Source organism: Actinocorallia sp. API 0066, assembly GCF_020991275.1.
Taxonomy (GTDB): domain Bacteria; phylum Actinomycetota; class Actinomycetes; order Streptosporangiales; family Streptosporangiaceae; genus Actinocorallia.
On sequence record NZ_JAJLQY010000008.1, the window covers coordinates 44,238 to 57,744 of the forward strand.

Genomic DNA, 13,507 nt, shown 5'->3' on the forward strand with positions numbered 1-13,507 from the left:
TGGCGTGGTGCTGCGTGGCGCTGCGTGGCGTGGCGCTGCGTGGCGCGGGGTGGCGTGGCATGGCGTGGCGTGGCGTGGCGCGGGGTGGCGTGGTGCTGCGTGGCGCTGCGTGGCGCTGCCTGGCGTGGCGTGGCGTGGCGTGGTGCGGGGTGGCGGGGCGGGGCGTGGCGGGGTGTGGGTGGGGTGGGGGATCGAGGTGTCGCATGAGGGTGGGGGAGGGGTGGCGGTTTGGCGCGTGGGGAGGGAGTGGGAGGGACGTTGGTCTGGGGGAAGGGGGCGGGTGGGCCTTGGCGGGGTGGGGGCGGTAGGGGAAGCTCGGGGTATCCGGAGAAGGGAACGGCGTTGAAGCTTCTGCCCGTTGTGGTGGCTCTGATGGTGGCGGGCACGGCGGCCTGTGCGGGTGACGACGATCCGCCGCAGCCGTCGCCCTCGCCGTCGTCCGCGTCGCCCACCGCGTCCGTGCCGTCCGATGGGACGCCCGTGCCCACCGCGACCGGTTCCGGGGTGCCGCCCGTGCGGCCGTCGCTGCTGCCGGGGCGGTACCAGCCGCTGTGGCCGTTCGCGAGCCTGGAAGCGGTGCGTGCCTGGCAGAAGGCGTACCAGAACGGCGGGGCGGACGCGTGGCACCTCGACGCCGAGCGCACCGCGCTCCGGTTCACCCGCGACCACCTGGGGTTCACCGACATCGACAGGGTGACCAGCCGCAAGATCGAGGGCGGCGACGCGCGCATCGGCGTCGGCTACCGGGCCGAGAGCAGGGACGCGACGGCCGCCGTCCTGCACCTGATCCGGGCCGGGTCCGGGGCCGACGCGCCCTGGGAGGTCGTCGGCACCGACGACGCCGAGCTCAGCCTCACCACGCCCGCCTACGCGTCACAGGTGACGTCACCGGTGCGGGTCGGAGGCAGGATCACCGGCGTGGACGAGAGCCTGCGCGTCACCGTCCTGCGCGCCGACAGCGACAAGCCGCTCGGCACGCACTGCTGCGTCCCGGCCGGAGGCCAGAACACCCCGTGGTCGTCAACGGTCTCGTTCACCGGCTCCGGTGTGCTGACGATCGTCGTCTCCACCGGCGGCCACCTCCAGGAGATCGAGCGGTTCGCCATCACCGGCGTCCGATCCTGACCCCTGCCGTCCTGACGCTGCCGCTCTGACGCTGCCGTCCTGACCCCCGGCCCGTCCCTACGCGGGCCGTCCTGACCCCGGCCGTCCTGACCCCCGGCCCGTCCTTACGCGGGCCGTGCTGACGCTGTCGTGCTGACGTCGGGGGTCCTTACGCGGGCCATTCTGATGCGGTCGTCCCGACGCAGGGGGTCAGGACGGGCGGGCGGCGCGCTGCTCGGCGATCCGGGCGCGCACGGTGTCCCAGGAGACGGGCAGGTCGGCGGGGGAGGAGTTCCAGAAGACGAAGGTCGACTCCTTCATGACGGAGCGCTTGCGGCGCATCGTCGACCTGTGCGGTTCCGTCCCGGCATATGCGCGGATGGCCTGCTCGTCGGTCCAGGCGGAGACCGTCCAGAACGTCCGGCGGAGCGGGTCGGCCTTGAGCGCGACACCGACCGCGCCCGGCGCGCGCAGCGCCTGCCGCCACAGCGCGAGCGACGCGAGGAGGAACCCCGGTGCCTGCGCGAGCGAGCGCACTTCGAGCCGTGACGCCATGACGACGACCTCCGGCGCGTCGGACGCCGCGACGGTCTTCCAGGGGAGCGTGGGCACGGGTTCCACCTTCCTCACGAACGATATCTTGTCAACGACAAGATCTAGGATGTCAGGTAAACTAGACGGTGGCAACATCTATTCCCCCGGAGGTGGACGACATCGGCAAGCAGGGTTATCACCACGGCGACCTGCGCCGGGTGATCATGAACGCCGCGGTCGAGGCCATCGACGCGTCGGGCACCGGCGGGTGGAGCATGCGCGAGTTGGCGCGCCGCGCGGGCGTCTCGCACGCCGCGCCCGCGCACCACTTCGGCGACAAGGAGGGCCTGTTCACCGCGCTGGCGACCGAGGGCTACACGCGCTTCGCCGAGGTCCTCGCCGCGGCTGGCGACGACCTGCTGGAACTCGGCGTCGCCTACGTCGACTTCGCCGCGGACCACCGCGCGCTCTTTGAGGTGATGTTCCGCCCCGAGCTGTTCGACGAGACCGACCAGTGTCTCGCCGCCGCCCGCCAGGCCGCCTGGCGGGCGCTGAACGAGGGCGCCCGCGGTCTCACCGAGACCGCCGGCGCCTCCGCCTCCGTCGCCGCCTGGTCCATCGCCCACGGCTTCGCCGAACTCTGGAACAGCGGCACCCTCACCCCCCCACCCGACACCACCGCCGGAGAATCCGCCCGCCCCGTCCTCAAAGTCCTCCTCCGCTAACCCCCACCCCACCAAGCCCGACGCCCCTCGGCACCCCAGCCCTGCGGGGGTCGTAGGGGCTTGGGGTGGGTGGGGTCAGGGGGTGGTGAGGGTGGCCAGGGCTCGGTCGGGTTCCCAGTGGGCTCGGAGGGAGGTGAGGAGGCCGTTGGGGTTGACGGTGTAGATGATGACGCAGTCGACGGTCATGGTGGAGTCGTCGGCGAGGGTTGTGGTGATGCGGGTGAGGTTGGCGCAGCTCGGGCCGTTGGCGAACGACTCGGTGGTGTGCGCGTGGAAGGACCGCATCATGCCGACGTAGCCGTCCCAGAACGCGGAGATGGCCTCCTTGCCGCGGTGGCCCCCGCCCGCGGGGTCGAGGAAGGACGGGCCGACGGGGTCCTCGATGTGCGCGTCGTCGGCGAAGAGCGCGAGCCACCCTTCCTTGTCCCGCGCGGCGACGCGGCTCTGTGAGTTCTTCGCGGCGGTCCTGGCGGGGTGGTCGGCGTCGGAGGCGTCCCAGGTGTAACCGGTCGTCATCTATAGAACCTGTTCTACTCGCACCGCGCGATGACGTTCTCGGCGAACGCCTCGAGATTGCGGATCTTGGTCTCCAGGGGCTCGGTGTCGGGGCCCTTGATGTACGGGACGCGGAAGCCGACGATCACGTCCGTGACGCCCTTGTCCTCCAACCGCTTCACGCCGTCCACGCTGTAGGCGTCGAACGAGATGACATGGATCTGGAAGGGCGCGTCGGCCTTGCCCTCCTCCGCGCGGATCCGCTGGAGCCGCCCGAGCAGCGCGTCGAGCTCCGCGCCGTCGCCGCCCGCGTGCATCCAGCCGTCGCCGCGCACCACCGCCCTGCGCAGCGCGGCCTCGCTGTGCCCGCCGACGAGGATGGGGATCGGCTCGGTGGGCGCGGGCGTCATCTTCATGGACGCGACGTCGTAGAACTCGCCCTTGTAAGCGAAGTACTCACCGCTGGTCAGGCCGCGCACGATGTCGATGCACTCGTCCATCCGGCGGCCGCGCCGCGCCCACGGGACGCCCAGCGCGGCGAAGTCCTCGGGCCACGGGCTGAGCCCGACGCCCAGCGTGAGCCGGTTCCCGGTGAGCGCGGCGACGGAGCCCGCCTGCTTGGCGACGAGCACCGGCGGCCGGATCGGCAGCTTCAGGACGAACGGCGTGAACCGCAGGGTGGACGTCACCGCGCCCATCGCCGCGGTGAGCACGAACGTCTCGATGAACGCCTTGTCCTCGAGGAACGTCCGGTCGCCGTCCCCGGTGTAGGGGTAGGTGGAGTCGGAGACCTCCGGATAGAGCACGGAGTCCGGAACGGTGATGCTGTGGTAGCCGGCCGCCTCCGCCGCGCGCGCGAGCGGCAGATAGTAGGACGGGTCGGTCATCGCCTCGGCGTAGGTGAACCGCATGCGCCGAGCCTACTAGAACACGTTCCAGTTTCAATGGGTCGAAACGAGGGGCCGGAACCGGCGGGGCGCCGCCACTCCCGCATTGACATTGACGTAACGTCAACTTGTACCGTCATGGTTCAGAGGCAGGAGAAACGCGTGGAGTTGTCGATCCAGGAGGTCGCGCGGATCACCGGGACGACGAGCAGGACGCTACGGCACTACGGCGACGTGGGGCTGCTCGCCCCGTCGCGCGTCGGGGCCAACGGCTACCGGTACTACGACCGGGACGCGATGGTCAGGCTGCAGCGCATCCTCCTGCTGCGGGAACTCGGCCTCGGCCTGCCCGCGATCGCCGAGGTACTGGCCCGGCAGACCGACGTAGCGTCGGCGCTGGCCGCGCACATCGGGTCGCTGCGGCGGGAGCGGGAGCGGATCGACAGGAGGGTCCGCGCGATCGAGCACACCCTTTCCGCGCTGAGCGAAGGAGCAGAACCGATGGCGGAAGAGATGTTCGACGGCTTCGACAACACCCGGTACCGGGAGGAGGTCGAGCGCCGCTGGGGCAAGGACGCCTACGCGCGCGGCGCCGCCTGGTGGGACGCCAAGACCGGCGCCGAGCAGGCGGAGTGGCGCCGCGACCTGGGCGACCTCCTCACCGACTGGGCCCGGCTCGCCGAGTCCGGCACCGCCCCGGACGGGCCCGAGGCCGCCGCGCTCGCCGCCCGGCACGTCGCCTGGCTCACCGCCGTCCCCGGCACGCCCGGCGAGTCGGGCGACGCCGAGGCGCTGCGGAACTACGTACTCGGCCTCGCCGCGATGTACGTCGGCGACCCCCGGTTCGCCGCCAACTTCGGCGGCGAACGGAACGCGGAGTTCGTCCAGCGGGCCCTGGAACACCACGCCGCCACGGCCCTGTGACGACGGCTCACCATGTCCCGGAGGCCAGGAGCCACCAACTCCCGACCCCGCCGTCCGGAGTACTAGCCTCCGGCCCGTGTTCGATGCAGTCCGAGGGGGCGCTTGCGACTGACTTCGTAGGGGAGCGCCCGCCTTGGGCCGTGTTCGATGTGGCGCCGGGGCGCTTGGGCGACCCCGACTTCGTCGGGAGCGCCCGCCCTGGGCCGTGTTCGATGTGGCGCTGGGCGACGTTGACTCCGTCGGGAGTGCTTCGGGGCGGGGGCTTTCGGCCGGGTCAGGAGGCTCCGCCCTGTTTCTGGCCCTTGAGGAGGAACCAGCTGGCGGCCGCGGTCACGAGGAGCAGGACGGCGCTGACGCCCGACGTGATCCGCAGGCCCTCGGTGAACGCCTCCTGCGCGGAGGCGAGCAGCGCCTGGCCCGCCGGCCCGCCCAGCGTGGCGGCGGCCTCCACCGCGCCGCCCATCGAGGCGTGCGCGGCCTCGGCGATCTCCGGCGGGGTGCCCGGCGGCACCGGGAAGCCCCGGTAGACGCCGGTGACCATCGAGCCGAGCAGCGCGATGCCGAGCGCCGCGCCCAGCTCGTAGGCGGTCTCCGCGACGGCCCCGGCCGCGCCCGCCTGCTCCTTCGGCACGCTCGACACGATCACCTCGGACGTCGTCGCGAACGACAGTCCCGCGCCGAAGCCGACGAGCAGCAGCGCGGTGAACAGCAGCGCGTACCCGGTGCCCTGCTGGAGCCACGCCAGCAGCACGAGCGCGCCGCCGATCAGGCCGAGCCCGCCCGCGACGACCGACCGCACCGACGTGCGGCGCACCAGCCAGCCCGCGAGCAGCCCGGTGACGATCGAGCCCGCCGTCGCGGGCAGCTCCGCGAGCCCGGCCCGCAGCGGCGACATGCCCTGGACGAGCTGGAAGTACTGGGAGAGGAAGAACACGAGGCCGGTCAGGCCGAGCACCGAGAACAGGTCGGCCGAGACGGCGGCGGAGAACCCGCGGTGCCGGAACAGCCGCACGTCGATGAGCGGCGAGGCGAGCGTCCGCTGGCGCCGCACGAACAGCGTCAGCGCGGTCACGCCGACCAGCGCGGCGAGCCCGGCCGTCGCCGACAGCCCGTGCCCCGCGAGGTCCTTGATCGCGTAGACGACGCCGATCATGCCGACGAGGGAGAGGCCGACGCTCGGCAGGTCCCACGGCCCCGGCGCCGGGTCCTTCGACTCCGGCAGCAGCTTCGCGCCGACGACCAGCAGCACCGCCATCACCGGCAGGTTGATGAGGAACACCGAACCCCACCAGAAGTGCTCAAGGAGGAACCCGCCGACGACGGGGCCGAACGCGGCGCCCGCCGAGGCGCCCGCGGCCCAGACGCCGATGGCCAGCGACCGCTCGCGCGGGTCGGTGAACAGGTTGCGGATCAGCGCGAGCGTCGAGGGCATGAGCATCGCGCCCGCGAACCCCAGCAGGGCGCGCGCCCCGATGAGCATCTCGGGGCTCGTCGCGTACGCGTTGAGCACGGACGCCGCGCCGAACGCGGCGGCGCCGACGAGCAGCATCCGCTTGCGGCCGATCCGGTCGCCGAGGCTGCCCATCGAGACGAGCAGCCCGGCCAGGACGAACGAGTAGGCGTCGCCGATCCAGAGCAGCTGGGCGCCGGTCGGCGCGAGGTCGGCGCTGATGAACGGGCTGGCCAGGCCCAGGACCGTCGCGTCGACGGCCACCAGCAGCACGGCGAGCACGAGCACGCCGAGCGCGGCCCAGCGGCCGCGCGGTTTCGGCTGGTCGACGCCTTCCGGCAGCGTCTGGTGCGATGCGGTGGACATGTTCCACGTCTCCTTAGACGGGTTTCGTGGCGGGGGATCAGGATCTTGTCGGCGTCAAGAAATGACGCCGTGTTGGGGTGGAGCGCGAGATCTTGTCGATGTCAAGACGCGACGTCATGTGAGGTGGCGCGGCATCTTGTCAGCGTTAAGTTGTTGCGTCGTATCGGGGTGTGGCGCGAGTCTTGTCGGCGTCAAGGCGCGGTGTCGTGCGAGGTGGTGCGGTATCTTTTCGGTGTCAAGTTTTTATGTCGTATTGGGGTGTGGCACGAGATCTCGTCGGCGTCGGGACGTGGTGTCGTGCGGGGTCGCGCGGCATCTTCGGTGTCAGTCAGTACGTCTTGTCAGTGGCAAGACTTGGCGCCCGGCCCCGGTCCTGGCCGGGGAATCGGATCTTGTTGATGTCAAGTCGTGAGGTCTTGCCAGTGTCAAGACATGGTGGGTCGCCCTGGCGAGAATCGGATCTTGTCGGCGTCAAGGTGTCGCGTCTTGTCGGTGTCAGGGTGTGGGGTCGCGGCGTTCGACGCCGCCGAGGAGTAGGCCGAGGATCATCGGGGTGTAGTCGCGGGGGGCGGTGCGCCCGGCCTGGATCGCCCACGCGGCGGCGGCGACGAGGCCGTAGAGGGCTTCGGTGAACCAGATCGGCGACATGTCGATGCGGAACTCGCCGGACTCCTGGCCGCGTCGGAACAGTGCCGAGATGCGGGCGTCGATCCGCTCCCAGCCCTCGTTCATCTCGCCCTCCTCGAAGAGCTGGTTCTCGGTGGACAGGAAGGCGATGAAGCCCGCGACGGGCCGGGTGCCCTCGATGAGCCGGGAGAGCGCCTCCCGGGCGGCGCCGTCGTCCAGCCGGGCGTCCGTGACGACCTGTTCGAGCTGGCGCAGGCCCAGTTCCTCCAGGGCCCGGATCAGCGCGTCCCGCCCGGCGAAGTGCCGGTGCAGGGTGGCCCGGCTGATCCCGGCGGCCTTGGCGATCTCGTCCTGTGTGGCGGTGGCCTTGCGCGCCAGTAGCTCGGCGGCGGCCCGCAGCACCGCGTCCCGATCAAAACTCATGAGACGACAATACACCGAATGAGACAGTAATGTCTCATTCGAGCGGCGAAGTGCTCAACCTCACGCTTCACGAGTGTGGCCGGGCGGCCTCGGCCGTGCCGGTGGAGGCCGCCCTACGGAACGGCACCACTTGCCCGGTGCTCCGCCACCCGGTACCTCGCGAGAGCCCGGTGCTCCGCTACCCGGTACCGCGCGCTGGTGGAGGTCGCCTACGGGACGGCGCCTTGCCTGGTGTCGCGCCGGTGGAGGTCGTCTTACCGGACGGCGTCTTTACCCGGTGCCGCGTCGGGCTCCTTGGCCTGCCGTGGTCCGGCTGGGCTTTGTCGTCCCGCGTGCCGCTGGGCGCTGCCGGGCGGCGGAGCGCTCCACGGTGTGCGCGAGTTCGCGCAGCATGAGCCGGTTGCGCACGTGCAGTACGAGTTCGCTGAGCGGGCCGTGCAGGCCCGCGCTGATGCCGCGCAGCGGGTGCTCGTCGAGGATCACGACGGTTCCGGTGCCCCACGGGATCAGCCGGATCGCGACGCGCACCGACCCGAACGGGCCCGCCTTGATCTCCATTTCGAGCCGCTCGGGCGGTGCGCAGATGCGCACGACGGTCCGGTCGGAGAGCCCGAACGGCCCGTACCGCGCGACGTACTGGAGCGACGCCCCTGGCGCGGGCCACCCTGGATCGACCTCCTGCACCTTCCGGGTGCCGACCACCCATTCGGCGTACTTCTTGCCGTCGCTCAGCACTCCCCAGACGATGTCCGGAGGCTGATCAATGAAGACTTCCCTCACCGCCATGTCCTGGCACCTACCCGAGCCGGGACAAGCCAGGGCAATGCCCCTGTCAAGGCCGTCCACCGGCATGCCGGACTCAGACGGCGTGCAGCGCGGACCTCGCGACGGACAGGACCTCCTGCGGGGTGACGCGCAGCAGCGCCGGATCGGGCGTCTCGGTGTGCAGCTCGGACGGCCTGCTGACGGACCCGTGCCACAGCGTGTGGTGGACGGGCCTGCGGGGCGGGCCGCGCAGGACGGGCGACACAGGGCCGTAGAACGTGACGGACGGCCGCGCGTAGGCGAAGGCGAGCCGCGCCACCCCGGTGTCCCCGCTGATGACGAGCTGGGCCTGGGCGACGAGCGCGGCGAGCCGTCCGGTGTCCAGCCCGGTCAGGGTGCGTCCGGTCGGCAGCCCCGCCGTCTCGGCGACATGCCGTGCCAGCGCGGACTCCCCGGTGCCCGCCGTGATGACGACCTTGTGACCGTCGGCCTCCAGCGCCTCCGCTGTCGCGGCGAACCTTTCGGCGGGCCACCGGCGGCTGCCTGACGACGCGCCGGGGTGGATCACGGTGGCGCCGGGAAGCGGGCTCGGCACGGGCGGCGGCGCGAGGTCGAGGTCGGCGGGATCGGCGGGGATGCCCCACCACTCCAGCAGCCTGCACCAGCGGGCGACCTCGTGTTCGTGCTCCTCCCAGCCGGGTCCGGGCACGCCGGGGGCGCCGAAGCCCATCCGGACCGAGGCGCCCGTCGTCGCGATCAGCTGCCTGCTGACCGGCCCGTTGCCGTGCAGGTCGACGGCGACCCTGGGCGGCGCGCCGCGCCACGGGAGCGGCGCGAGGTCCCACGTCGGCAGCAGCCTGTCCACCGCGCCCGTCAGCTCGATCAGCGGCTCCAGCGGGCGCGGCGCGGCGAGCACGATCTCGTGGTCGGTGAACGCGGTGCGCAGCGCGCGGTACGCGGGCACCCCGCTCAGGAAGTCGCCGAGCCCGAGCACCCGCAGCACCAGGACGGCGCTCATGGGCGCCCCCTCTCCGGCCGCCAGGACGCGCCTGGGGGCCCCGCGGGGGCGTGCGCCCGCTCCGGCGCGGCCCTGCGGGTGCGGACGCTCAAGGCTCCTCCTCAGACGTCGTCGTGCCCGGCGCCGCGACTCGACCCGGGGGCGATGGGAATGCCCGCCCCACCGGCCCGACAAACAGCGCCAAACCACATCTATCCCCTCCCTTTGCCACATCTGTGAACCGCGCCGCCCGCGCCGCGCCACCCCGTCGACCGATGTCCGAGATGTCACTTTTGGGGTGAGGTTAGGGGTTCTTTAGAGGGTTTTCTTAGCGTCCGGAGTGTTGTCAGCGGACCTTGGGAGAGGGGGTGCCCCCCGTGGGACGGACGATACGCGTGGTCGGCGCCGGGACGGCCCTGCCGGGGCCGCCCCTGGACACCGCGGCGCTCGCCGGACGGTTCGGGATGGACGGCCTGTGGCGGCAGTGGGTGGACACGTTCATCGGGACGCGGACCCGCCATCTCGCGCTCGACCTGGAGACCGGCGAGCAGCGCCAGACGCTCGCCGACCTCGCCACCGCCGCCGCCCGCGCGGCGCTGGACCGGGCGGGCCTGTCGGCCGAAGACGTCGACGTGCTCGTGCTCGGCACCGCGACGCCGGACACGCTCATGCCTACGGCCGTCAACGTCGTCGCCGACCGCCTCCGAATAGACGGTGTGCCCTCCTTCCAGCTCCAGTCGGGCTGTTCGGGCGCCGTCCAAGCCATCGACGTCGCCGCGGCCCTGCTCGGCTCGGGCAGGTACCGCACCGCGCTGGTGCTCGGCGGCGACGTCATCGCCAAGCACTACGACGTCACCGCCGACCTGGGCGCGCTGCCCCCCGACGAGCTCGTCAACTACGTGCTGTTCGGCGACGGCGCGGGCGCCGCCGTGCTCACCACGGACGACGTCCCCGGGGCGCCCGTCCTACGCGCCGTCAGGACCCGGCTGTCCGGCCTCGACAGGGAGCCGGGGCAGACGCTCCGCTGGTACGGGCTCGCCGACCGGCACAAAGCGGAGCCGCCCGCCAGCGAGGACTACAAGGCGATCGAGGAGCTCGTGCCCGCGCTCGCCGAGGAGGTCGCCGAAGAGCTGCTGGACGACCTCGGCTGGGACCGCGACGACATCTCTTATCTGCTTCCGCCCCAGCTCTCACCCGTCATGACCGACAAGATCACCTCCCGGCTGGCGTTCCCGCTGGCCAAGGAGGTGTCCTGCGTCGCCGACACCGGAAACACCGGAAACGCCCTGCTGTTCTTCCAGCTGGAAGCGCTGCTCGCCGACATGGCCGCGCCCGCCCGCGCCCTCGCCGTCGCGATCGAGTCCAGCAAGTGGATCCAGTCGGGCCTCGCCCTGGAACGGAGCGCCGATGGCTGAGACCCCGCCCGACTGGTTCGTCGAGATCCTCCGCGACGAACTCGACATCGACGTCACCGCCGACGACCTCACCCGCTCATTGGACGAGCTGCCCGGCTGGGACTCGGTGAAGCTGCTCACCCTGCTCGTCGCGCTGGAGCGGCACACAGGCGCGACGCTGTCGCTGCCCGACCTGCTGGAGGCGCGCACCCTCGCCGCCGTGCACGAGACGGCGACGCGGTGAGCGCCCCGTTCGACGACCGGCGCCGCCACACCCTGTTCTTCCTCGACCAGATCCGCGACTTCTCCCCGGTCTTCCTCGACACCGAGGTGGACGCGACGGCGCTCGTCGCGGACCGGGCGGCGGCGAAGGCGCGGGGCGAGAGGCGGTCGGTCGTCTCCTACATCGTGCACGCCGCCGCCAAGGCACTCGCGGCCCACCCGGACGCCAACGCCGCGATCCGGGGGCGGCTGGAGCCCGTCGTGGCCCGCTACGACACCGTCGCCGCCAAGGTCACCCTCGACAAGACCCTCGACGGACGTCGCGTCGTGCTCGCCACCGTCGTCCCCGGCCTGGAGAAAGCCGACCTCGCCCAGATCCAGGCGCACCTGGACCGGGCGGTCGCCGCCGACCCGGACACCGCCGAGGAGTTCGCGGGGATCCGCGCGCTGCGCGCCCTGCCGTCCGCTGAGGCCCTCGCGCGGTTCCGGGAGGCCGCCGACCGGCTGGAGCTGCGTCCGGCCGTCACGGGGACGTTCAGCGTCACCTCGCTGGGCCACCGGGCCGTCGACGGGTTGCACTCCGTCGGCGGCACCACCGTGACGTTCGGGGTGGGCCGGATCGCCGACCGGCCCGTCGCGCGGGACGGCGCCGTCGTCGTCGCGCCGGTGCTGCGCCTGTCGCTGGCGTTCGACCACCGCGTCATCGACGGGGCGGAGGCCGCCGACATCCTCACCGAGACCAAGGACGCGCTGGAGGGAGACCCGGGATGAACGACCTCGCCGAACTGAAGCGCTTCGCCGTCGCGCACGCCATCTCCCAGAACCTCCCGGAGGACCACTACGCGGGCATCCTCGACGCGATCGGACGCGACGACGGCGACGGGCCCGGCTCCTGGCCGCACGAGTGGATCCGGGCGGGCCGCGCCCACGCGGAGGCAGGAGAGCACCTCGCCGCCGCGCACCACTACACGATGGGCCGCTTCCCCTACGTGGACGGGCCGGGGCGAGCGCGCGCGCTGGACCTCGCCCTCTCCGCGTTCGACGCCTGGCGGGCCGGGCAGGACATCGTGCCTGTGACCGTCCCCTTCGAGGGCCACGAGATCCGCGTCTGGACGACCGGCCTCTCGGTGCTCGCGCCGCGCCCGCTCCTGCTCATGACGGGCGGGATCGTCAGCACCAAGGAGCAGTGGGGCGCCGTCCTGCCGCAGATCGCCGCGTTCGGGATGGCCGGGGCCGTCGCCGACCTGCCCGGCGTGGGGGAGAGCCCGCTGCGCTACCACCGCGAGAGCTGGCGGCTCTTCCCGGCGATCCTCGACGCGCTCGCCCCCCGCGCCCGCGTCAGCGAGAGCTACCTGCTGGCGCTCAGCTTCAGCGGGCACGCGGCGCTCCAGGCGGCCGCGCACGACCCGCGTGTGCGCGGCGTCGTAGGCAACGGGCCGCCCATCAGCGACTTCTTCACCGACGCCTCCTGGCAGGCCCGGGTACCGGCCGTCACGACCGACACCCTCGCGCACCTCGTCGGCGTGCCGTCCCACGAGGTGTACCGGCGGGTCCGGGACTGGGCGCTCACTCCCGACCTGCTCCGCTCGGTGAAGGTGCCCGTCGCCGTCGTCGGCGCCCGGCGGGACGAGATCATCCCGCCGGGCGACCTCGCCCTCCTGCGCGCCACCCTCCCCGACCTGGAGACGGTCGAGCACGACGACGTCCACGGGGCGCCGTCCCACCTCGCCGAGACCCGGCTGTGGAGCCTCCTCGCGGTGCTGCGGATGCGGCCCGACGCCGACTCCGACCTCGTGCGCGGCCTCACCGCCGCCCTGGACGCCGCGAGGGCCGCCCGGTGACGGCGGCGAACGCGCCCGTCCGGGGAGACTGGCTGCGCGTCTTCGCCGCCACCCGCGCGGACGCGCCACGCCTGGTCTGCCTCCCGCACGCCGGAGGCTCCGCGAGCTTCTTCGCGCCGCTCGCGCGCGCGCTGGCACCCCGCGTCAGGGTCCTCGCCGTGCAGTACCCCGGACGGCTCGACCGCCGCCGCGAACCCGCCGTCGCCGACGTGCGGGAGCTCGCCGCGCTCGTCGCCGACGCCGTCAACGCCGAGCCGGGACCGCCGCCCGCCGCGCTCTTCGGGCACAGCATGGGCGCGCTCGTCGCTTTCGAGGCGGTCCGGTCCGGACGGCTCGCGCCCGGCCGGATCTTCGCCTCCGCCGCCCGCTCACCCGACCGCACCCGCGTCGACCCGTCCATCGTGCTCGACGACGACGCGCTCATCGGCGAGGTGCTCGACCTCGGCGGCACCACCCCGGAACTGCGCACCGACCCCGCTTTGCGCGCGCTCGTCCTGCCCGCCCTACGCGGCGACTACCGGGCCCTGCACTCCTACACGCCCGAACCCGGAGCGCGTGTGGACTGCCCCGTCACGGTCCTGACAGGCGACCGCGACCCCCTCGTCCCCGTGCGCGACGCCCTCGGCTGGCGTGACAGCACCACCGGGGCGTTCGACTTCACCGTCCTGCAAGGCGACCACTTCTACCTGACGCCGAGGCTCACCGACGTGGCCGACGCCGTCCGCGCCGCACTCCTTTGACCGACCTCCTAGG

At 72.5% G+C, this 13,507-nt stretch carries 15 protein-coding genes; 8 read left to right on the forward strand and 7 right to left on the reverse strand.

Going from position 1 to position 13,507, the window contains the following annotated elements; all coding sequences use genetic code 11:
* Nucleotides 1–342 precede the first annotated feature (342 nt).
* A complete protein-coding gene (locus tag LO762_RS20625) occupies nt 343–1,125 on the forward strand; it encodes a hypothetical protein (protein ID WP_230617706.1) in 783 nt (260 codons plus the stop codon).
* Nucleotides 1,126–1,314: 189 nt separating this feature from the next.
* Here LO762_RS20625 and LO762_RS20630 read toward each other — a convergent pair whose 3' ends face one another.
* Complete coding sequence (locus tag LO762_RS20630; RefSeq protein ID WP_230617490.1) at nt 1,315–1,716, reverse strand: DUF3291 domain-containing protein; 402 nt, start codon at nt 1,714–1,716, stop codon at nt 1,315–1,317.
* Nucleotides 1,717–1,784: 68 nt separating this feature from the next.
* On the opposite strand from LO762_RS20630, the gene LO762_RS20635 reads away from it, so the two are divergent.
* The gene (locus LO762_RS20635; RefSeq protein WP_230617491.1) at nt 1,785–2,363 is read left to right on the forward strand and encodes a TetR/AcrR family transcriptional regulator; all 579 of its coding nucleotides are present in this window, start codon (nt 1,785–1,787) and stop codon (nt 2,361–2,363) included.
* 75 nt (nt 2,364–2,438) lie between these two features.
* Here the strand turns inward: LO762_RS20635 and LO762_RS20640 are convergent, their stop codons facing one another.
* Together LO762_RS20640 and LO762_RS20645 are read right to left on the reverse strand one after the other, a co-directional pair.
* Entirely contained in the window at nt 2,439–2,879 is a 441-nt protein-coding gene (locus LO762_RS20640; protein WP_230617492.1) for a nuclear transport factor 2 family protein, read from the reverse strand.
* Between the two features lie 14 nt (nt 2,880–2,893).
* Nucleotides 2,894–3,769, reverse strand: a complete 876-nt coding sequence (locus LO762_RS20645; RefSeq protein ID WP_230617493.1) for a TIGR03619 family F420-dependent LLM class oxidoreductase — start codon at nt 3,767–3,769, stop codon at nt 2,894–2,896.
* Between the two features lie 138 nt (nt 3,770–3,907).
* Here LO762_RS20645 and LO762_RS20650 point away from each other — a divergent pair, with 138 nt between their 5' ends.
* Nucleotides 3,908–4,669 carry a TipAS antibiotic-recognition domain-containing protein gene (locus LO762_RS20650; protein WP_230617494.1) on the forward strand — a complete coding sequence of 254 codons (762 nt, stop codon included), beginning with the start codon at nt 3,908–3,910 and terminating at the stop codon, nt 4,667–4,669.
* Nucleotides 4,670–4,943: 274 nt separating this feature from the next.
* Here LO762_RS20650 and LO762_RS20655 read toward each other — a convergent pair whose 3' ends face one another.
* The 4 genes from LO762_RS20655 to LO762_RS20670 all read right to left on the reverse strand — a co-directional run bounded on the left by LO762_RS20655 (nt 4,944) and on the right by LO762_RS20670 (nt 9,318).
* Nucleotides 4,944–6,485 (reverse strand): MFS transporter, encoded by a 1,542-nt coding sequence (locus tag LO762_RS20655; protein ID WP_230617495.1) that lies wholly within the window; start codon nt 6,483–6,485, stop codon nt 4,944–4,946.
* Between the two features lie 495 nt (nt 6,486–6,980).
* Nucleotides 6,981–7,535, reverse strand: coding sequence for a TetR/AcrR family transcriptional regulator (locus LO762_RS20660; RefSeq protein WP_230617496.1), 555 nt, complete (start codon nt 7,533–7,535; stop codon nt 6,981–6,983).
* A gap of 270 nt (nt 7,536–7,805) precedes the next feature.
* Complete coding sequence (locus tag LO762_RS20665; protein WP_230617497.1) at nt 7,806–8,321, reverse strand: SRPBCC family protein; 516 nt, start codon at nt 8,319–8,321, stop codon at nt 7,806–7,808.
* Nucleotides 8,322–8,394: 73 nt separating this feature from the next.
* A complete protein-coding gene (locus LO762_RS20670) occupies nt 8,395–9,318 on the reverse strand; it encodes a glycosyltransferase family 9 protein (protein ID WP_230617498.1) in 924 nt (307 codons plus the stop codon).
* A 356-nt stretch (nt 9,319–9,674) separates the two neighbouring features.
* Here LO762_RS20670 and LO762_RS20675 point away from each other — a divergent pair, with 356 nt between their 5' ends.
* The 5 genes from LO762_RS20675 to LO762_RS20695 are packed head-to-tail and all read left to right on the forward strand — an operon-like array spanning nt 9,675 to nt 13,494.
* Nucleotides 9,675–10,712: a 3-oxoacyl-ACP synthase III family protein gene (locus LO762_RS20675; RefSeq protein WP_230617499.1), complete on the forward strand. Its 1,038-nt coding sequence runs from the start codon at nt 9,675–9,677 to the stop codon at nt 10,710–10,712.
* A complete protein-coding gene (locus LO762_RS20680; protein WP_230617500.1) occupies nt 10,705–10,935 on the forward strand; it encodes an acyl carrier protein in 231 nt (76 codons plus the stop codon). The genes LO762_RS20675 and LO762_RS20680 overlap by 8 nt, the downstream gene beginning before the upstream one ends.
* Complete coding sequence (locus LO762_RS20685) at nt 10,932–11,684, forward strand: 2-oxo acid dehydrogenase subunit E2 (RefSeq protein ID WP_230617501.1); 753 nt, start codon at nt 10,932–10,934, stop codon at nt 11,682–11,684. Before LO762_RS20680 ends, LO762_RS20685 begins: the two co-directional genes overlap by 4 nt.
* Nucleotides 11,681–12,754, forward strand: coding sequence for an alpha/beta fold hydrolase (locus LO762_RS20690; RefSeq protein WP_230617502.1), 1,074 nt, complete (start codon nt 11,681–11,683; stop codon nt 12,752–12,754). The genes LO762_RS20685 and LO762_RS20690 overlap by 4 nt, the downstream gene beginning before the upstream one ends.
* Nucleotides 12,751–13,494, forward strand: a complete 744-nt coding sequence (locus LO762_RS20695) for a thioesterase II family protein (protein ID WP_230617503.1) — start codon at nt 12,751–12,753, stop codon at nt 13,492–13,494. Before LO762_RS20690 ends, LO762_RS20695 begins: the two co-directional genes overlap by 4 nt.
* The last annotated feature ends 13 nt before the right edge of the window (nt 13,495–13,507 follow it).